Consider the following 18,165-nt stretch of genomic DNA (forward strand, 5'->3'; position numbering starts at 1 on the left):
TGACAGGGTGACGACGATGACGCGCACCACCCTGGTGATCGTCGCGGTGCTCCTCCTGCTGCTCGGCCTGTTGTGGGTGTTCCAGCGGTGCCTGATCTACCTGCCCGACCGCGATCAGGTGCCGCCGGCCGCCGAGAGCATCCCCGGCGCGCGCGACGTCACGTTCACGACCGGCGACGGCCTCCGGCTCTCGGCCTGGTACGTCCCCGGCCGCCACGACGCGACGCTGCCGATCACGCTGCCGATCACGGTGACCGACACCATGCCGGTCACCGTGCTGATCATGGGCGGGAACGCGGGCAACCGACGGCACCGGGCCCCGCTGGCCCGCGCCCTGGCGGAACACGGCCTGCCGGTGCTGCTGATGGACTACCGCGGCTACGGCGGCAACCCCGGCAGGCCGTCGGAGGAGGGCCTGTTCCAGGACGCCCGCGCCGCCCGCGCGTTCCTCGGCGACAGGCCGGTCCTCTATTTCGGCGAGAGCCTCGGCGCGGCCGTGGCGACCCGGCTCGCCCTGGAGTGCCCGCCCGCCGGCCTGGTCCTGCGCTCGCCGTTCACCGATCTCGCGGCGGCGGGCCGGGTCAACTACCCGTTCCTGCCCGTCGGGCTGCTGCTGCGCGACCGTTTCCCCGTCGCCGACCTCATCGGGAAGGTACGGGCGCCGGTCGTGGTCGTGTACGGCACCGCTGACACGATCGTGCCGCCCCGCCTGAGCAAGGCGGTCGCCGCCGCCGGGGCCACGATCGTCGAGGTGCCCGGCGCCGGGCACAACGACCTGGCCATGCTGAACGGTGACGAGGTGATCGGCGCGGTGGTGAAACTGGCCGGACGTATCGTCGGTTCACCCTGAGCGAGAACCGGCACTCCGCCCCCGATGCGGATAAGGCGCCGTGATCGTACAATTCCGAAGCCTATGAGATGGACGGTCATCGTGGCGGGCGCGGCGGCAGCGGGCGTGCTGGTCGCCGGTTTCCTGCTGTTCGAAAACGACGAAGAACAGCGGCCCGCCCGCGAACGGCTGGTCAGTCAGCCCCTTCCCGAAAGTGTGCTGACGGACAGCCAGGGCGCGGTCATGGAGGAATTCTCCGGTGACTGCGCGGACAGCCGATATCCGTACGTGTGCGCCCGGGTGCGCGACGAGCTCGGCGCGGAGCTACGTGACCGGCGCGGCCTCACGATCAGGACGACGATCGACCTGCGGCTGCAGCGGGCCGCCGAGCAGGCCATCGCCGACCGCGTCGGCTCCGGGGACCGGCCCGTCGCCGCGCAGGCCATGATCGTGCCCGGCACCGGCGAGATCAGGGCGTTGGCCGTGAACCACGCCTCCTCTGAGGGGTACGCCTCCCATCAGGGCAGCACCGCGATGGTCTACGCGCTGACCGCCGCGCTGGAGAAGGGCCTGCGTTTCGAGGACGGCTTTCCGTACTCCGCGCAATACCGGCCGCCGCGTTATACCTCGTTCAAGAACTGCGCGGGCGAAGCGGTCGGCGACCCCGCCCATGCGGTCACCAACGTCGGCCGGGAGCACGGCCGGTTCACCACGCTGCGGTCGGGCACCTGGGCCGCCGAAAACACGTTCTTCCTCAGGCTGACCGAGCAGGTCGGCCTCTGCGAAAGCGTGCGAGCGGCCGAGCGGCTCGGCCTCCAGCGCGCCGACGGAAGCCCGATCCGACAGTTCGAGACCTTCGTGCTGGGCATCAACGATGTTGATCCGATCTCGGTCGCGACCACCTACGCCACGCTCGCCGGCCGTGGCCGGCGCTGCGCGCCGATGGCGGCCACGGAGGTCCGCCAGGCGTCCCGCGTCCTGCGCTCCACGGCTCCGCGCTGCACGGAGGCGCTGGAGCCGGCCGTGGCGGACGCGGTGACGGACATGCTGGCGAAGGGGCTGGCCGGCAGCCCGCTCAAGGGCCTCGGCCGCGACGCGGCCGGCCTGCAGGGCACCACCGTTGACGACGAGACCGCCTGGTACGCCGGCTACACCCCGGGCCTGGCCGCCGCCGTCGCGCTCGCCGTCCCCGGACACACCAGCACGGACCGGCTCACGGACGTCACCATCGGCGGCCGCCACTACCCGCACGTGACCGGCCTGTCGATCCCGGGGCCCATCTGGAAGGCGTCCATGAAGGCGGCTCTGGACGGCGTCCCGGAGGCCGCCTTCGTCGCGCCCGACGCCGGGCGATTCGGCGGTTGCGCGGACAACTGCGCGAAGTGACCCCCTGCAACCGCGAGGTGCCGAGAGTACGATGAGCGCGTGGATCGTACTCAATATCTTGGGTACACCCCCGCCATCGAGAGCCGGCGGCTTCTTGATCACGGACTTCCCAAGGAGTTGCCGGAGACCCTGGGCGGACGGCACCGGTTCACGCCGCTCTCCCTGTGCGTCGGTGACCGGTTGGCGGCGGCGGCCTTCGCCCGGCTGGACGAGGTCGGGCTGTTCTGGCTCGACGTCTGGTTGCTGTCACAGAAGCGCGGTGGTCGCTGGCACGTACGCGATGGCCGCAGCGACCCGGCCGGCCGCGACGACGACCTGCTGACCCCGCGCCCGGCGACGGCCGTCCTGAGCGGTCACGCGACGACCGGCGACACGACCCGCCTCAACATCAACGCCGACCGCCGGATCCCGTGGCCGCGCAAGTTCGCGGGTTACGGCGTCATCCGGCTGTCGGCGGAGGTGGGGGCCGTCAGGTTCGGGGGCCTGGAGATCACGGTGCCCGACCATGGGCTGCAGGCCGTGGCCTGGTGGCGGAGCCGTAAGCCGACCACCCTCGACCTGCTCGACCACAAGAGCGAGCGCATCTCCGCGATCACCTTGCGCTGACACCACACGGAGTCGGCACAGGCCGGGTCCGGCGGGCCCGGATCAGCCGCCGCGCGTCCGGCACGGCCCGCTCAAGCACGGCCCGCTCAAGCACGGCCCTCTCAGGCGCGGCGAGGTCAGGTGGGGTCGAGCAGGGGGCGTAGCTCGGCGACCGCGTGATCGCGATGGACGTTGAGCGTCGCCACCGCCTCGTCGGTGGCGCGGCGGCGCAGGGCGTCGAGCGTGGCCCGATGCTCCTTGACGACCCGCTCGCGGTTGCCCGCGTCTCCGTAGTACATCGACCGGTAGGCGTCGGTCGTGTCCCACAAGGTCCTGATCAGCCGGACCAGCCGCGGCATGCCCGCGCGGTCGAACAGCGTCATGTGGAACAACCGGTTGGCGGTCGCCATGGCGAGCACGTCGCCGGCGGCGGCGGCTCGCTCGACCTCGTCCTGGACGGCCTCCAGCCGGTCGAGGTCGGCGTCGGTCAGGCGGCCCACCGCGCGGCGCACGGCCTCCTCCTCCAGCAGCTCGCGGATGCGGTAGACCTCGCGCAGGTCGTCGAGGGAGAGCGTCTCCACGAAGTAGCCGCGATGGGCCTCGTAGGTGACCAGGCCCTCGCCCTGGAGCGTCTTCAGCGCCTCGCGCAGGGGGACCCGGCTGACCTGGAACTCCTCGGCCAGCGCGTCCTGCCGGATGGGGGCGCCGGGGCGCAGGCGGCCGGTGGTGATGGCCCGGCGGAGCTCGGCCAGCACGAACTGCTGGGCCGTGGGTGGCCTGCGTCGCGGCTCGTCCTCGCTCACCGCCCCAATATCTCACGGACCCACGCGTCGTCCTGACCGAGCGCGGGCGGCGGGCGGCGGTAGGAGGGCGGGGTGGTGCTGAGGCGTACGGGGTTGGCGACCTGGCCGACGCCGTCCAGGTCCACGGCGGGGGCCAGACCGAGGTCCTCGGCGAGGGCGAAGGCGGCGGCCAGGTCGTTGATCGGGCCGCAGGGCACGCCGGCCGTGGTGAGCCGCTCGAACCAGGTGTCCGCCGTACGCGTGGCGAGGGCGGCGTTCAGCTCCGCGACGAGGGTGCCGCGCGCCGCGACCCGGCCGGCGTTGGTGACGTAGCGGGCGTCGGCCGCGAGGTCCGGGCGCTCCAGCGCCGCGCACAGGGCGCGGAACTGGCGATCGTTGCCGGCCGCGATCACGATCGGGCGGTCGGCGGCCCTGAACACCTCGTAGGGGACGATGCTGGGATGCCGGTTGCCCATGGCGCGCGGCACGACGCCCGCGGCGGCATAGGCGGAGGCGTGGTTGGTGAGCGCGGAGAGAAGAGACGACAGAAGGGAGACCTCCACCCGCTGCCCCTCCCCCGAAGCGCGGCCGGATGCGGAGCCGGAGTCGCGGCCGGAAGGGGAAGCGCGGTCGGGGTTGCTGGTGCTGGGGAGGTGGCCGCCCTGGCCGGTGCGGTCGCGGTGGTGGAGGGCGGCCAGGATGCCGAGGGCGGCGTGCAGGCCGGTGATCACGTCCACCAGCGCCACGCCCGCCTTCGTCCCGGGCCCGTCCGGCTCGCCGGTGACGCTCATCAGCCCGCCCACGGCCTGCGCGATCAGGTCGTATCCGGGCAGCCCGGCCCCCTCGCCCGACCCGAAACCGGTGATCGAGCAGTACACCAGCCCGGGGTTGAGCGCGCGCAGCGTCTCGTAGCCGAGCCCGAGCCGGTCCATGGTCCCGGGCTTGAAGTTCTCGACGAGCACGTCCGCCCGCGCGGCCAGCGCCCGCGCGACCTCCACGTCGGCGCGCAGGTCGAGGGCGATCGAGCGTTTGTTGCGGTTGACGCCGAGGAAGTACGTCGCCTCACCGGCCGCTCCTTCGGCGCCCTCGGCGTACGGCGGCCCCCAGGCGCGGGTGTCGTCCCCGCTCCCGGGCCGCTCCACCTTGATCACCTCGGCCCCTAGGTCGGCGAGGAGCATCGTGGCGTACGGCCCGGCCAGCACCCGGCTGAAGTCGGCGATCAGCACCCCCGACAACGCTCCGGTCACGCCGGCGTCCCCGGGCAGACCGTGTGGGCAGGGAACTTCCGGGCCGCCCGCCCGCCGCTGAGATTCAGAACGTCCATGGTCAACGCAGCCTAACTGTGCCATATTGGATTTTCAATATTGGATCCAAAATACAGAGGAGGATCTCCCTATGATCGCCCCCACCGCGCTGTTCGCCCTGGACACCCTGCTCACCGAGGAGGAGCGCGAGATCAGGGCCACGGTCCGGCGCGTCTGCGACAAGGAGATCCGGCCGCACGTCGCGGCCTGGTTCGAGGCCGGCGAGCTGCCCGCCAGGGAGCTGGCCCGCACCCTCGGCTCCGTCGGCGTCCTCGGCATGCACCTGGACGGCTACGGCTGCGCCGGCATGGGCGCGGTCTCGTACGGCCTGGCCTGTCTGGAGCTGGAAGGCGCCGACTCCGGGCTGCGCAGCCTGGTGTCGGTGCAGGGTTCGCTGGCCATGTACGCGATCTGGAAGTACGGCAGCGAGGAGCAGAAGCAGGAGTGGCTGCCCGCGATGGCGGCCGGCGAGCGCATCGGCTGCTTCGGCCTGACCGAGCCCGACTTCGGCTCCGACCCGGGCGGCATGCGTACCACCGCCCGGCGGGAGGGCGGCGACTGGGTCCTGAACGGCACCAAGATGTGGATCACCAACGGCTCGGTGTCGGACGTGGCGGTGGTCTGGGCGCGTGCGGACGAGGGGGTCAGGGGCTTCCTGGTCCCGGCGGGCACGCCCGGCTTCACGGTCAACGACATCAAGCACAAGATCTCGCTGCGCGCGAGCGTGACCAGCGAGCTGGTGCTCGACGGGGTCCGGCTGCCGAACGCGGCGATGTTGCCCGGTGCCAGGGGCCTGTCGGGGCCGCTCGGCTGCCTCAACGAGGCCCGGTTCGGGATCGTGTTCGGCGCGATGGGCGCGGCGCTGGACTGCCTGGAGACGGCCATCGCCTACGCGGGCGACCGCGAGGTGTTCGCCAAGCCGCTGTCCTCGTACCAGCTCACCCAGGAGAAGCTCGCCGACATGGCGCTGGAGGTGGGCAAGGGCCTGCTCCTCGCGGTGCACCTGGGCCGGCTGAAGGAGGCCGGCACGATCACTCCCGAGCAGGTGAGCGTGGGCAAGCTCAACAACGTCCGGGAGGCCCTGGAGGTCGCCAGGAAGTGCCGCACGCTGCTCGGCGCGAGCGGCGTCACCCTGGAATACCCGGTGCTGCGGCACGCGGTGAACCTGGAGTCGGTGCTGACCTACGAGGGCACCTCCGAGATCCACTCGCTGGTCGTGGGCAAGGCGCTGACGGGAATCGCCGCATTCCACTGAGCGTCAGACCGCTGAGCGTCGGATCGCTGAGCGTCGGACCGCCGCGTACCACTGAGCGTCAGACCGCCGCGCATCGCTGAGCGTCAGAACGTCTGCCAGGTCGTCTCGGTGACCTGGCAGGGGCCGCCCTGGTGCACCCGCAGCCGCCCGGCGGGCAGGTCGAGGCCGATCGTGGCCAGCGTCTCCCACCGCTGGTTGAGCGGCTGCGTGAAGTCGGGATGGGCGCAGACGGGCGCGTCGCCGGGGCCGTGGCTGAGCAGGGCCAGCGCCCGCCCGGTGAGGTCCGCGCCCGACAGGCCCTCGACGTGGTCGCGCAGGTGCTGGAGCCGGGCGTACGTGCCGGGCCGCTCGGTGGCGTGCCGCTGCCCCTTCGCCAGCGCGGGGTCGTGGAAGTGGTTGCAGTGCAGCAGGACGCCGTCGGAATCGGGCGGGATGGCCGCCACGCCCGCCGGGGAGATCTCGATGGAGGCCGCGTCCGACATGGTCACGGCCGTGATGACGGTCGAGGCCGAGACCGCCGCCGAACGGGCGATGGCGACGGCCTCCTCGACGGTGGCCGCCTCGTCCAGGATCCGGCGGGCGATCAGGTGCACGGGCACGCCGAGGTCGGCGCTGTCGGTGTCGTGGCGCAGGATGTTGAAGTGCACGCCGAGGCCCGCGCCGTTGATGCCGATCTTGGCCAGCGCCCCGGCCTCGGTGAACGTGCGGACCACGTGTCCCGGCCGGGGTTCGAGCCGCCACAACATGGGCGCGTCGCGCAGGTGGTCGTGCCAGTCCCAGGTCTGCACCGTGCGCGGGGGCAGCCCGGCGCCCGGCAGCACGACGGAGGTCGAGCACTCCCCCTCCCCCGTCGCGTCGATGGCGGCCAGGATCTCGGTGCGGGCGTTGACCACGGCGACCTGCCACGGCTCCAGCCCGGCGCCCGCCGCGATCCCGGCGATCTCGTCCGCGAGCGCGGGCGCCCAGTCGGCGGCGCGGTCGAGCGCCTGCCCGCCCCACGTCCTGACCTGCGCGGGGCCGGCTCCCGCGGCCGCGAACAGGTCGGAGTAGCCGGCCAGGTTGGCGGCGATCTTCCGGCGGAAGTGGGTGCCGAGCTCCTTGCCGCGGCCGAAGGGCTCAGTCTGCGTAGAGATGAAGGTAGGAAATGTCATGAATTGCCCATCAGGTCGGCGAGCCCGGGATGGCCGGCGGCGAGGTCGTCGCGGACCCGTGCGTACGACTCCGCGTCGATGTCCTGGCTCGGCTCGAACCTGCTCCGCGCCGCCCGCACATGGATGCGGAAGGCCACTACCCCGGGTGGCGACCGCCTGAACGTCTTCCCCGGCCCAGGCGTCGGCTCCCCCGGGCTCAGCGACTCCGCCGCCCGGCCGACGCGCGTCATGACGTCGCCCGCCGGGCGCGCGAAGGCGTCCGGCGGGGCAGGGGGCGGTCGGGTCGGGTCAGAAGATGACGTCGCTGCAGAAGTAGTACGTCTGGTCCATGTGCGAGGCCTTCCAGATCGTGAAGACGACATGGCGGCCGGTGCGCGATCCCTTGTTCAGGTCATTGATCATGTACGTGTTGCTCGGCGCGTACCGGCCGGTCTCGCGGACCTGCTCCAGGTGGTTCCAGCCGAGCGGTGTGGTGAGCGCGTTGTAGCCCTGACGGGTGATGTAGACCCTGATGTAGTCGGCACCATGGAGGGCCTGGTCGGTCAGGCGGATGTTGAACGTGCTGGACAGGGTCGTGGTCTTCCATGCCCCGGGGGTGTCCATGGAGCGGTAGCGGGCGCCCTGGGTCTGACCGGCGCTGCAGAGCTGCCCGTTGGGGATGGCGGCCTGGTGGTTGCCGGCGACGTTGTCCCGGTAGAGCCCGTTCCAGTTCCACATGGCGTTCGTGTTGTCCGCCCACGCCTGCCAGCACATCGGGTCCTGCTGCTGCATGGTGGGGTTCTGGAAGTCACTGCCCCAGCGCAGCCAGCAGCCGTAGTTGCGGGACACCGGGTCGGTGGTCGAGCCGTGCGCCGAGGCGGTGTCGGCGAGGGGGACGGCGAAGATCATCGTGAGGGACATCAGCAGTACCAGGGCGCGTTTGGCCCAGCTGGTTGGTGCGACGTGGGGCATAGTGCGGTCTCCGTGTTCCGGTCGGGGTTCCGGTTGTTAGGAGCACTCCCGGTGGGCGACGGTATCTGACCGCATAAATCCGTACAAATGACGACGCCAAGTCAACGTGCGTACTGCGATGCCCGTGTTGGGGATGAGCAGCGGAAAGGGCTTTCCAATAAGCGCGCCGACGGCTGAAAGTTTCAGCTCCCGGCCCTGAATGCGCGGCCTTTCAGCCGGAGGCGTCCGGCTCGCCGGAACGGGCCGCCAAAGAGGTGTAAACGGTCACCTCGTCCGGCCGGACGAGCCCGTCCTGGATGGCGCAGATGAGCAGCTTCTCCTTGGTCGGCGCGGGGCGCCCCGCCGCGGCGTACTTCACCCGGGCCCGGTCGATGTACTGGCGCACGGTGCGTTCCTTGACGCCCATCCGCGCCGCCACCGACGCCTTCGACATCGACTGGAACCAGTAGAGCAGCGCCGCCCGTTCCTTGTCCGAGAGGTGCGGCCGGTGCGGGCCCTCGTCCGTGGCGATGGCCTGGGCCATCGGCGGCGTGACGCTCGGCCGGTCGGCGGCCACCTCCAGGATGGTCTCCAGGCACGACTCCTTGGTGGCGCGGCCCTTGCCGATGAACGCCGAGGCGCCCGCGTCCAGCACGGCGCGTACCGTCTCCGGCTCCTCGTGCTCGGAGAAGACGATCACCCGCTGACCGCTCGCGCACAACTCCCCCACCCGGTCGACGACCATGGTGCCGTTGAGGTTGAGGTCGAGGAGGAGCACGTCGGCGCCGACGCCGCGGACGGACTCGATGGTGGGGCCCTGGGCGACCAGCTCGACCGGGCCCGGCGGGCCGAACCACGACCTGACCCCGTCCACGACGACCTGGTGGTCCTCCACCAGGGCCACCGTCACCGGTTCCGTCATGCGTTCTGCCAGATGCTGTTGACCCATACCTCCCCTCCCTGACGCTGATAGGTGACGACCACCCCGCTGGGCTCGCACACCGGATCCGCGCTGACGGCCAGATCCTCGTTGTCGGCCACGACGGCCACGCTCACCATGGTCGACATCGCCGACACGGTGACCCTGGCCCGCTGCCTGGCCCCGTCCAGGACCTGGATGGGAGCCTTGAGAAGATCCTCCCGCACGCCGTCCGGCAGCAGGGGCAGATTCTCCCCGAACGGCGGCGCCGTCACCAGAACCTCGCGCCGCTCGGCCGCGTCGATGCGCTCGCGCAGCGCCGACACCAGCTCGTCCGGCACGTCCTCACGCTCGGTGATGAGCCGCCGCAGCCGCATCGCCCCGGCCGTGCAGTCGGCCCGTACGCGGGCGTCACCGGGATCGGCCCCGTCGGCGAGCTGCTCCAGCAGCGACTCGGCCACGTCCCTGATCGCGGCGTAACGGCGCAGCCGGTCGGTGTGGATGCGCTGGGCCGACTCCCGCCAGGCGTCGCCGGCGGCGAGCCGGCGCGACAGGAGCACGGCGTCCTCGGCGCGGGCCCGCAGCAGGTGGCAGCCGGCCGCGTAGCCGAGCTGCATGGTCACCCCACCGGCGATGACGACCAGGTATTTGGCGATGGAGACCCGGTCGAGCGCCCCGGCCACGGCCATCGCCGCCAGCATGATGCCCGCGTTGCCGATGAGGAACGCGATCAGCTCGGCCCGCCAGCGCGGCCGGTTCCAGGCCAGCATGACGCCGAGCCAGCCCACCGAGCCGAACGCCCAGTCGCTGATGCCGAGCAGCTCGTCCGGGCGGCAGGCGACGATCACCGCGACCTCCACGGCCAGCGCGGCGACGGCGAGCTCGCGGATCCGGGACGGGCCCTTGGAGGTGCGGGACAGCGCCAGCATGGCGATGACGAAAACCGCGGAGTAGACGACCCAGGCGATCATCGCGACCAGCGGCCAGCGGAAGGTGTGCCAGCCGGTGAGGGTGACCGTGAGGTCGTAGCCGAGGTGCCACACACCGGCGATCACCCCGGCGCCGAGTGCGGTGTAGCGGGCGTACCGCTGCGCCACCTGCTCGATCTCTTCGGTCACGGTCGCCACCACAGGCGTACCCGTGTTCCATGGGCGCCGGAGAAGATCTCGGCGCCGCCGTTGGGGAGTGAGCGCATCGTGTCGAGGATCGAGCCGCGCACGCCGAACCGGTCGGGCGGCAGGCGCTCCTGGTCGAACCCGCGGCCGGTGTCGGCGATCTCCACCAGGATCTCGCCGTCGCTCCTGCTGGAGACCAGCTCGACCTCGCGGACGCCGGCGTGCTGCGCGACGTTCGCCAGCGCCTCGGTCGCGGCGCGGGCGAAGCGCTCCGCGACGATCCCCGGGACCGTCTCGGGGGTCAGGCTCCGGCGCACGTCGAGGCCGTTCGCCCGGCCGGCCACCTCGTCCAGCAGGGCGTCCAGGGCGATGGGCGCGGGGTCGTCCCGCGGCCGGTCACGGAGTTTCTCCAGCGCCGACAGGTCGGCGGCGACCTGCGCTCGCAGGGTGCGCGACGGCTCGTCGTAGGTGCCCAGGCCGACCATCGTCAGCGTGTGCAGCGAGGTCTCGTGGATGCTGCTGATCTGCGTCAGCTCGTCCTCGCGCCGCAGCCGGTCGACCATGAGCGCGATCTCGGCGCGCGCCCGCTCCCGCAGGAAGCGGTCGGTCGCGGCGGCCGAACGGCGCAGCAGCGTGATCAGCATCACGATGGCGAGCAACTGGACGAGGTGGATCCCCAGGGTGCCGAAGACGTCGTGCGAGGGGGAGGCGATCCGCACCCCGGCCAGGTAGCTCCCCGCCACGCCCAGGCCCACGGGCACGGCCACCCTCGGCTGCCAGGCGACGCCGCCGACGACGATGGTCATGGTGACCAGCCCGGCGACCCAGCTCGACCCGGAGTCGAGCGCCTCCTCGGCCACGAGATGGCGCTGCGCGAGGCAGAGGATGACGGTGAGGGCCACATCAGCGGCCACCAGCCAGTGCGGCAGCAGCCCTTTGCGGACGAACACGCGCAGGAACAGCGCCGTCCCCACCAGGTGAATCGCCAGCAGGGGGATCAGCCACCGTGCGGAGACCGGCGCAACGGCGCCGAGCAGCGCCGCGACGACCGCCACCGAGCCCACGGCTCCGCGCGCGCCCGCAGCCGTACGCGCGACGGCCTTCTCCAGCTGCCTGGTCGCGGAGTCGTACCTCGTGGAACCGGGGTGAGCCATGAGCCGTCCGCACGCGATATGGGCACAAGACGGGTCTCACGATAACGCAGGGCAGCCTGGGTAAAAAGAAACGAAAAGCGATTTCTCCAGTTATGTCGGCATATGGGGTCATGGGTCTCATGGTTTTTCCCTCTGGCCGGCTCTTACGCGGTTTTCGCCGCCGTTTCCCCACCCTCCCCCTCGGGCGGCCCGCCGGGCATGACGGCTGATCGGCCGTCATATCGCTACGACGGCCGATCGGCCGTCAGTCGCGTCTTCTCATGGGCGCGTGTACTGGGCGCGGGCCGCGATCTATCCGAGAGAGGGGACCCATGACCATCATCGTGATCTCGATTCTGATCGGGTGTCTGTCCGTGATGTCGGTCCGCGGCCGTCGGGGGGACTGGCCGTCGGGCATGCCGGTGGCCCGGCCGCGGCTGATGGCGGTGGGCGGCACGTACGAGGGCTCGCAGGGGCAGCCCTCGGACGCGTACGTCATCCAGGAGCGGCTCGTCGCGGCGGCGCACGGCGCGGGCGGCACGGAGCTCGGCCACACGGCCGCCGCGCTGGCCCTCGGGGCCGTGGTGGCCGCCAGGCCGCAGCACACCGGGACGCGCGAGCAGGACCTCGACGAGTGCGCGCAGGCGGCGCACCGCGCCGTCCGCACCGCCGCGCTGAGCAACCCCACGACGCCGGGGCTCATCAGCACCCTGGACGTGATCGTCCTCGATCAGGGCGAGAGCCCGCGGTTGCGCTTCGCCCACGTCGGCAACGGCGTGATCTGGCACTGCGCGAAGGGCGGGCAGCCGCAGCCGCTGACGACGAGGCACTGCTTCGGCGACGGCGAGCCGCTGCGCGGGGTCGGCCTGCCGTGCTCGCTCAACCCGGAGGTGGGCAGCGTGGCGCTGCGGCCGGGCGACCGGGTGGTCGTCGTCACGGACGGCGTCATCCGCGCCCTCGGCCTGCCTCGCCTGAAGGCGCTGCTGACCGACGGAGCGTCCGCGGCCGCCTGCCTGGACCTGCTGTACGACGAGATGGCGGCCGCGGAGCCGGAGGCCGACGCGACGGTGGTCATCGCCGACTTCGTGAGCGCCTGAGACACCGTCCGGGGGGACGGCTGCACTAAGATCGTGAACGTGACCGCACCGCACGGCGTCAACCCGAACATCCCGCATTCCGCCCGGGTCTACGACTACTGGCTGGGGGGCAAGGACAACTTCGAGGCCGATCGGCGGGTGGCCGAGGAGACCATGACGGCGGTGCCGGGCGTGCGCGAGAGCGCCAGGAACAACCGGGCCTTCCTCGGCCGGGCGGTGCGCCATCTCACGCGGCTCGGCATCCGCCAGTTCCTCGACCTCGGCACCGGCATTCCCAGCCAGGGCAACACGCACGAGGTGGCTCAGGCGGAGGCGCCGGAGTCCCGGGTGGTCTACGTCGACAACGACCCCATCGTGATGACGCACGCGCGGGCGCTGCTGAGCAGCTCGCCGGAGGGCCGCACGGCCTACATCGAGGCCGACGCGCGCGATCCGCGCGGCATCCTCCAGCACCCTGACGTGCTGGCCACCCTCGACTTCAGCCGGCCGATCGCGCTGGTGATGGTCGCGCTCCTCATGCACATCGCCGACGAGGACGACCCGGCCGGTCTGGTCAAGACCTACACGGACGCCCTGCCCGAGGGCAGCTTCCTCGTGCTGAGCCACCTGACGCTCGACTTCCTGCCCAAGGAGACCGCCGACGCCTACATGTCGGCCACCGGCGGCCAGGCGATGCACCGCACGCCCAGGACGGGCGCCCAGATCGGCGGCTACTTCGAGGGGTTCGAGCTGATCGAGCCCGGTCTCGTGGCGGTCTCCGCCTGGCGCGACACCCCGCTGTTCGACGACGCCGCGACCTGGATGTACGCCGGAGTCGGCGCCAAGCGCTGAGTGTCCGGCACCCCGGATCGTTCCAAGGCCGTTTAAAGTTCAAGTGTGATCGTACACGCGGACAGGACGGCGCTGTGAGCGCCGTGGTCGGGGCCGAGCAGGCCCCCGCCGGCGAACGGCCGGCCACGCCGAAACGGCGGCGCCGGCGGTGGTTGTCGTGGACGATCGTCGCGCTGCTGGCCGGATGGGCCGTCATCAGGGTCACCGGCCTGGAGCAGGGCTCGTTCCTGACCCAGCTCATGACCGTGACGCCCTACGGTGCGGCGGTGGCGGCGCTGACCGCGCTGCTGCTGATCAGGCGCAACCGCCGGGCGGCGATCTGCGCCGCCGTGGCCTGCGCGGTGCTGGCCGCCTGCGTGGCGCCGCGGCTGTTCGGCGCGGAGCAGCCGGCGGCGCAGGGCGTGCCGCTGCGGGTGTTGTCGATCAACCTGTTCACCCGGGGCGACGCCCGGACCGTGGTCGACCTGGTCCGCCGCTACGACGTCGACGTGCTCTCCACGCTGGAGCTCAGCCACGCCGAGGTCGAGCGGCTGGACACGGCGGGGCTGAGGCAGCTCCTGCCCTACCGCGTGCTGCAGCCCGACTTCGGCGCCACCGGCAGCGGCATCTTCGCCAAGCACCCGGTGACCGAGCGGACCGGCCTGTTCACCCCGATCGGCCACAACATGCCCGCCGCCACCATGACGCTGCCCGGCGGCGGCACGGTGGAGATCGTGGCGATCCACCCCAATCCGCCGCTCGGCCGGATGACCGAGGAGTGGAACGCCGCCCTGCGTGCCCTCCCGCCGCCCGCCGAGGACACGATCCGGGTGCTGGCCGGCGACTTCAACGCCAGCCTCGACCATCGCGCCTTCCGCGACCTGCTGGCGCGCGGTTACGTGGACGCGGCCGACCAGGTGGGCCGGGGCCTGATCCCGACCTGGCCGAACTTCCGCCCGATCCCGCCCATCATCTCCATCGACCACGTCCTGGCCGACCGGCGGGTGGCCGTGCGTCGGGTCGAGGTCCTGAACGTCCCGAGGACCGACCACCGCGCCGTCTTCGCCGAGCTCCGCCTGCCCTGACCACGCGCGGAACCCGCCCTCGGGCCTGCGCCGCGCGGCACCCGCCCTCCGGCCTGCGCCGCGCGGAACCCACCCTCACCCTCACGGCCTGCGCCGCGCGGCACCCGCCCCCAGCCGGCCACCGGAGCGCCGGAGCGCCGGGTCAGGTCTCTCTGACGCGGGTGGTGAGCCGCCGTGCGGATCCGAGGGTCACGGTCTCGCCGGTGAGCCGGATGACCGCGCGCAGCGGCGGCTCGTCGGCCGAGGGCCCAGCGGACAGCGTGATCACGCCCGGCTCGACGATCCTGCGCAGGCCGAGGCCGGTGTAGGAGAAGGCGTCGGCGGGCACCTCGAACGTCACCTCCCGGGCCTCCCCCGGCTCCAGCGCCACCCTGGCGAAGCCGACGAGCTGGAGGACGGGCCTGGCCACCTGCGCGACCGGGTCGGAGGCGTAGAGCTGCACCACCTCCTCGGCGGGCCTGCCGCCGGTGTTGCGGACCGTCACCCGGGCCTCGACGGAGCCGTCCGTGGAGCACTCGGCCACGTCCGTGGTCAGCGCCGCGTACTCGACCGCCGAGTACGACAACCCGTGCCCGAACGCGAAGGCGGGTGTCGGGTCGAGCGCCGTGATGCCGTCCGCCCTCCTCCCCAGCGGCGCCTGCAGGTAGGTGGAGGGATTGATGGCGGGCGAGTGCGGGATCTGCACGGGCAGGCGTCCCGAGGGGTTCACCCGGCCGCTGAGCACGCCGGCCACCGCCGGGCCGCCCGCCACGCCGGGGAAGAACGCCTGGACCGCCGCGGCCACCCGGTCCTTGTACGCGCCGAGCGCGTACGGCCGGCCGGAGACCACGACCAGCACGACCGGCGTGCCGGTGGCGAGGACGGCTTCGACCAGGTCCGGCTGGAGCCCGGGCAGCCGCAGGTCGGCCGCGTCGCAGCCCTCCCCCGAGGTGCCGCCGCCGAACAGCCCGGCCCGGTCGCCGACGAACACGAGCGCGAGGTCGGCCTCGGCCGCGACGGCCGCCGCCGCCGCGATCCCGGAGGCGTCGCCGCCCGACACGTCGGCGCCGCGCGCGTAGCGCAGGTCCGCCTCGGGGAACTCGGCCGCCAGCGCCTGCCTGACGGAGGAGATCGGCAGCCCCATGCCGTGCTCGGGGTAGCGGTCGAGCACGTGGTTGGGGAAGGCGTAGCAGCCCAGCAGCGTGCGGGGGTCGTCGGCGCACGGGCCGACGACCGCGATCCTGGCCGTGCTGCCCGCGGCCACGGGCAGGGCGCCGGTGTTGGCCAGCAGCACGATGGAGCGTTCCGCGACGGCGGTGGCGATCTCGCGGTTGCGCGGGCTGTCGAGGTCCACGGTGTCCGCGCCGTCCGGGACGAGCGGGCCGCCGTCCAGCAGGCCGAGCTCGATCTTCTGGCGCAGCACGCGGCGTACGGACTCGTCCACGATCGCCTCGTCCACCCGGCCGGCGCGCACGTGCGCGACCAGGTGCTCGCCGTAGCCGACGGTCTCGGGCAGGTCCACGTCGATGCCCGCGAGCATGGCCAGCGCGCCCGCGCCCGCGTCGTCCTCGGCCACGCCGTGCATGGAGGCCAGGAACGGGATCGCCCAGTAGTCGGCCACCACCGTCCCGCCGAAGCCCCACTCCTCGCGCAGCAGCCGCCGCAGCAGGTCCGCGCTGGCTCCGACGGGCACACCGTCGAGGTCGGTGTAGGAGTTCATGACCGAGCGCGCCCCGCCCTCGTGCAGCGCGGTCTCGAACGGCGGCAGGATGACGTCGGCCAGCTCCCTGGGCCCGATGCTGACCGGGGCGTGGTTGCGCCCGGCGCGCGAGGCGCCGTAGCCGGCGAAGTGCTTGAGGGTGGCGATGATCCCTGTGCCCTCCAGGCCGCGCACGTACGCGGCGCCGAGCTGGCCCACCAGGTACGGGTCCTCGCCGAGCGTCTCCTCGACCCGCCCCCACCGGTAGTCCCGCACCACGTCGAGGACCGGCGACAGGCCCTGGTGCACGCCGACGGCGCGCAGGTCGGCGCCGATCGCCGCCGCCATGCGCTCGATCAGCCCGGGATCGAACGTGGCCGCCCAGGCCAGCGGCGTCGGGTACGCGGTCGCCCCGTACGTGGCGAACCCCGTCAGGCACTCCTCATGGGCGATGGCCGGCAGGCCGAGCCGGTTGGCGGCGATCACCCGCTCCTGCAACGAGCGCAGGCGGGCCGCCCCCTCGGCCGGGCTCAGCGGCGCGGTGCCGTAGACGCGGGTGAGGTGGCCGAGCCCGTAGCGCAGCCGCTCCTCCAGCCCGCCGGCGGCCGCGAACTGGTCCTGCAGAGGGGCGACGTTGCCTGGATCGTCGCCCTGGACCCAGACGGACCCGAGCTGGGCCACCTTCTCCTCGATGGTCAGCTCGGCCAGCAGGGTCTCCACGCGCTCGTCGATCGCGCGAGCGTTGTCCCGCCAGGGCGCGAGGCCCGGCGCGTTCACAGAGGTCATGGCTTCCTTCGCGTGGTCGGACCAGCCGCTGTCGCGAGGTACGGCTGAAACTTTCGGCAGCTCATTCCGATCGTTGACCTTCGGACTCTAAGTCTCCGCCTGGAATACCGTCAAGAATATTTCGCTGTTGCGTCGAAACTTTCGGAGCCAAGCGCCGAAAGAGAGGTCACTAGACTGCCTTCCATGACCGTGACCAGGGAGCCGAGCCCGTCCGCCACCACCCCGCCGACCATCGCGCAACTCGCCGAGCTGGCCGGGGTCTCCGTGGCGACCGTCTCCAAGGTGGTCAACGGCCGATCGGAGGTGGCCGCGCAGACCCGCGCCCACGTCGAGCGCCTCATCAGGCAGCACGGCTACCGGCGGCAGAAGCGCCGCGCCACCTCGGCGGCCCTGCTCGAACTGGTCTTCAACGAGCTCGAAGGCGCGTACGCGATGGCCATCATCAAGGGCGTGGAGCAGGTGGCGCGCGAGCACCGCCTGGCCGTGGTGCTGTCGCAGTTGCACGGCGACCAGACGCCCGGCTCGGGCTGGATGGAGGAGGTGCTGGCCCGCCGCCCGTCCGGCGTGATCGCGGTCTTCTCCGGGCTCACCCCCGAGCAGCGCGACCAGCTCGACGTGCGGGACATCCCCCTGGTGCTCGTGGACCCGACGGGCGACCCGGACCACCGGGTGCCCTCGGTGGGGGCGGGCAACTGGAGCGGCGGGCTGTCGGCCACCCGGCACCTGCTCGACCTGGGACACCGCCGCATCGCGATCATCACCGGGCCCGCGCACGCGCTGGCCGGCCGCGCCCGGCTCGACGGCTTCCGGGCCGCCATGGACGCGGCGGGCGTGCCCGTCGACCCCGCGCTGATCCGGGAGGGCGACTTCCACGTGGAGCGGGGCCTGAGCGAGGCGCGCGAGCTGCTGCGGCTGCCCGACCCGCCGACCGCGGTCTTCGCCTCCAACGACTGGCAGGCCGCCGCCGTCTACCAGGCGGCCAACGAGCTGGGCCGGCGCATCCCCGACGACCTGAGCGTGGTGGGCTTCGACGACCTGCCGCTGGCGGGGTGGATCATCCCGGCCCTGACGACGGTCCGCCAGCCGCTCACCGAGATGGCCGCCGCCGCGACCGCCATGGTGGTCGCCCTGGCGCAGGGCGAGCCGCTGCCGAGCCACCGCCTGGAGATGGCCACCGACCTCGTCCTCCGGGCCAGCACCGCCCCGCCGAAAGTTTCGGGCTAGTCTTCCGTAACTATCAAGGTCAGGCGAATGTAACCTGAAAGCCATCTCGAAAGCCTGTTCGACCATGGCATCGTCTCCTCCTGCTGGGCACACGGG

At 72.3% G+C, this 18,165-nt stretch carries 17 protein-coding genes; 8 read left to right on the forward strand and 9 right to left on the reverse strand.

Annotated elements, in window-relative coordinates; all coding sequences use genetic code 11:
• Positions 1-16 precede the first annotated feature (16 nt).
• The 3 genes from ACWD0F_RS44580 (at position 17) to ACWD0F_RS44590 (ending at position 2,821) form a co-directional block, all read left to right on the forward strand.
• A complete protein-coding gene (locus tag ACWD0F_RS44580; protein ID WP_449888079.1) occupies positions 17-850 on the forward strand; it encodes an alpha/beta hydrolase in 834 nt (277 codons plus the stop codon).
• A gap of 63 nt (positions 851-913) precedes the next feature.
• The gene (locus ACWD0F_RS44585; RefSeq protein ID WP_449888081.1) at positions 914-2,215 is read left to right on the forward strand and encodes a hypothetical protein; all 1,302 of its coding nucleotides are present in this window, start codon (positions 914-916) and stop codon (positions 2,213-2,215) included.
• 39 nt (positions 2,216-2,254) lie between these two features.
• Complete coding sequence (locus tag ACWD0F_RS44590; RefSeq protein ID WP_449888083.1) at positions 2,255-2,821, forward strand: hypothetical protein; 567 nt, start codon at positions 2,255-2,257, stop codon at positions 2,819-2,821.
• A 116-nt stretch (positions 2,822-2,937) separates the two neighbouring features.
• Here the strand turns inward: ACWD0F_RS44590 and ACWD0F_RS44595 are convergent, their stop codons facing one another.
• Together ACWD0F_RS44595 and ACWD0F_RS44600 are read right to left on the reverse strand one after the other, a co-directional pair.
• Positions 2,938-3,603, reverse strand: a complete 666-nt coding sequence (locus ACWD0F_RS44595) for a GntR family transcriptional regulator (RefSeq protein WP_449888084.1) — start codon at positions 3,601-3,603, stop codon at positions 2,938-2,940.
• On the reverse strand, positions 3,600-4,829 hold the full coding sequence (locus ACWD0F_RS44600; RefSeq protein WP_449888085.1) for a CaiB/BaiF CoA transferase family protein: 1,230 nt from the start codon (positions 4,827-4,829) through the stop codon (positions 3,600-3,602). Before ACWD0F_RS44600 ends, ACWD0F_RS44595 begins: the two co-directional genes overlap by 4 nt.
• Positions 4,830-4,977: 148 nt before the next feature.
• On the opposite strand from ACWD0F_RS44600, the gene ACWD0F_RS44605 reads away from it, so the two are divergent.
• Entirely contained in the window at positions 4,978-6,141 is a 1,164-nt protein-coding gene (locus ACWD0F_RS44605; protein WP_449888087.1) for an acyl-CoA dehydrogenase family protein, read from the forward strand.
• Between the two features lie 83 nt (positions 6,142-6,224).
• On the opposite strand, the gene ACWD0F_RS44610 is transcribed toward ACWD0F_RS44605, so the two are convergent.
• The 6 genes from ACWD0F_RS44610 to ACWD0F_RS44635 form a co-directional block, all read right to left on the reverse strand.
• Positions 6,225-7,292, reverse strand: coding sequence for a C45 family autoproteolytic acyltransferase/hydolase (locus ACWD0F_RS44610; protein WP_449888088.1), 1,068 nt, complete (start codon positions 7,290-7,292; stop codon positions 6,225-6,227).
• Positions 7,289-7,522 carry a hypothetical protein gene (locus ACWD0F_RS44615; protein WP_449888090.1) on the reverse strand — a complete coding sequence of 78 codons (234 nt, stop codon included), beginning with the start codon at positions 7,520-7,522 and terminating at the stop codon, positions 7,289-7,291. The genes ACWD0F_RS44610 and ACWD0F_RS44615 overlap by 4 nt, the downstream gene beginning before the upstream one ends.
• Before the next feature lie 58 nt (positions 7,523-7,580).
• Positions 7,581-8,192 carry a lytic polysaccharide monooxygenase auxiliary activity family 9 protein gene (locus ACWD0F_RS44620; protein WP_449888091.1) on the reverse strand — a complete coding sequence of 204 codons (612 nt, stop codon included), beginning with the start codon at positions 8,190-8,192 and terminating at the stop codon, positions 7,581-7,583.
• Positions 8,193-8,454: 262 nt separating this feature from the next.
• Positions 8,455-9,144 carry a response regulator gene (locus ACWD0F_RS44625; RefSeq protein WP_449888093.1) on the reverse strand — a complete coding sequence of 230 codons (690 nt, stop codon included), beginning with the start codon at positions 9,142-9,144 and terminating at the stop codon, positions 8,455-8,457.
• Positions 9,141-10,259, reverse strand: coding sequence for a hypothetical protein (locus tag ACWD0F_RS44630; RefSeq protein ID WP_449888094.1), 1,119 nt, complete (start codon positions 10,257-10,259; stop codon positions 9,141-9,143). Before ACWD0F_RS44630 ends, ACWD0F_RS44625 begins: the two co-directional genes overlap by 4 nt.
• Positions 10,256-11,410 carry a sensor histidine kinase gene (locus ACWD0F_RS44635; RefSeq protein WP_449888096.1) on the reverse strand — a complete coding sequence of 385 codons (1,155 nt, stop codon included), beginning with the start codon at positions 11,408-11,410 and terminating at the stop codon, positions 10,256-10,258. Before ACWD0F_RS44635 ends, ACWD0F_RS44630 begins: the two co-directional genes overlap by 4 nt.
• A 311-nt stretch (positions 11,411-11,721) precedes the next feature.
• Between ACWD0F_RS44635 and ACWD0F_RS44640 the strand changes: the two genes are divergently transcribed.
• The 3 genes from ACWD0F_RS44640 to ACWD0F_RS44650 all read left to right on the forward strand — a co-directional run bounded on the left by ACWD0F_RS44640 (position 11,722) and on the right by ACWD0F_RS44650 (position 14,381).
• Positions 11,722-12,486 (forward strand): SpoIIE family protein phosphatase, encoded by a 765-nt coding sequence (locus tag ACWD0F_RS44640; protein ID WP_449888098.1) that lies wholly within the window; start codon positions 11,722-11,724, stop codon positions 12,484-12,486.
• A 39-nt stretch (positions 12,487-12,525) separates the two neighbouring features.
• Positions 12,526-13,317, forward strand: coding sequence for an SAM-dependent methyltransferase (locus tag ACWD0F_RS44645; RefSeq protein WP_449888100.1), 792 nt, complete (start codon positions 12,526-12,528; stop codon positions 13,315-13,317).
• Between the two features lie 74 nt (positions 13,318-13,391).
• A complete protein-coding gene (locus tag ACWD0F_RS44650; protein ID WP_449888102.1) occupies positions 13,392-14,381 on the forward strand; it encodes an endonuclease/exonuclease/phosphatase family protein in 990 nt (329 codons plus the stop codon).
• A 142-nt stretch (positions 14,382-14,523) separates the two neighbouring features.
• Here the strand turns inward: ACWD0F_RS44650 and ACWD0F_RS44655 are convergent, their stop codons facing one another.
• The gene (locus ACWD0F_RS44655) at positions 14,524-16,845 is read right to left on the reverse strand and encodes a beta-xylosidase/alpha-l-arabinosidase (protein WP_449888103.1); all 2,322 of its coding nucleotides are present in this window, start codon (positions 16,843-16,845) and stop codon (positions 14,524-14,526) included.
• A 183-nt stretch (positions 16,846-17,028) separates the two neighbouring features.
• Between ACWD0F_RS44655 and ACWD0F_RS44660 the strand changes: the two genes are divergently transcribed.
• The gene (locus tag ACWD0F_RS44660; RefSeq protein WP_449888105.1) at positions 17,029-18,069 is read left to right on the forward strand and encodes a LacI family DNA-binding transcriptional regulator; all 1,041 of its coding nucleotides are present in this window, start codon (positions 17,029-17,031) and stop codon (positions 18,067-18,069) included.
• Positions 18,070-18,165: the final 96 nt, after the last annotated feature.

It is taken from the genome of Nonomuraea sp. NPDC002799 (genome assembly GCF_053592075.1).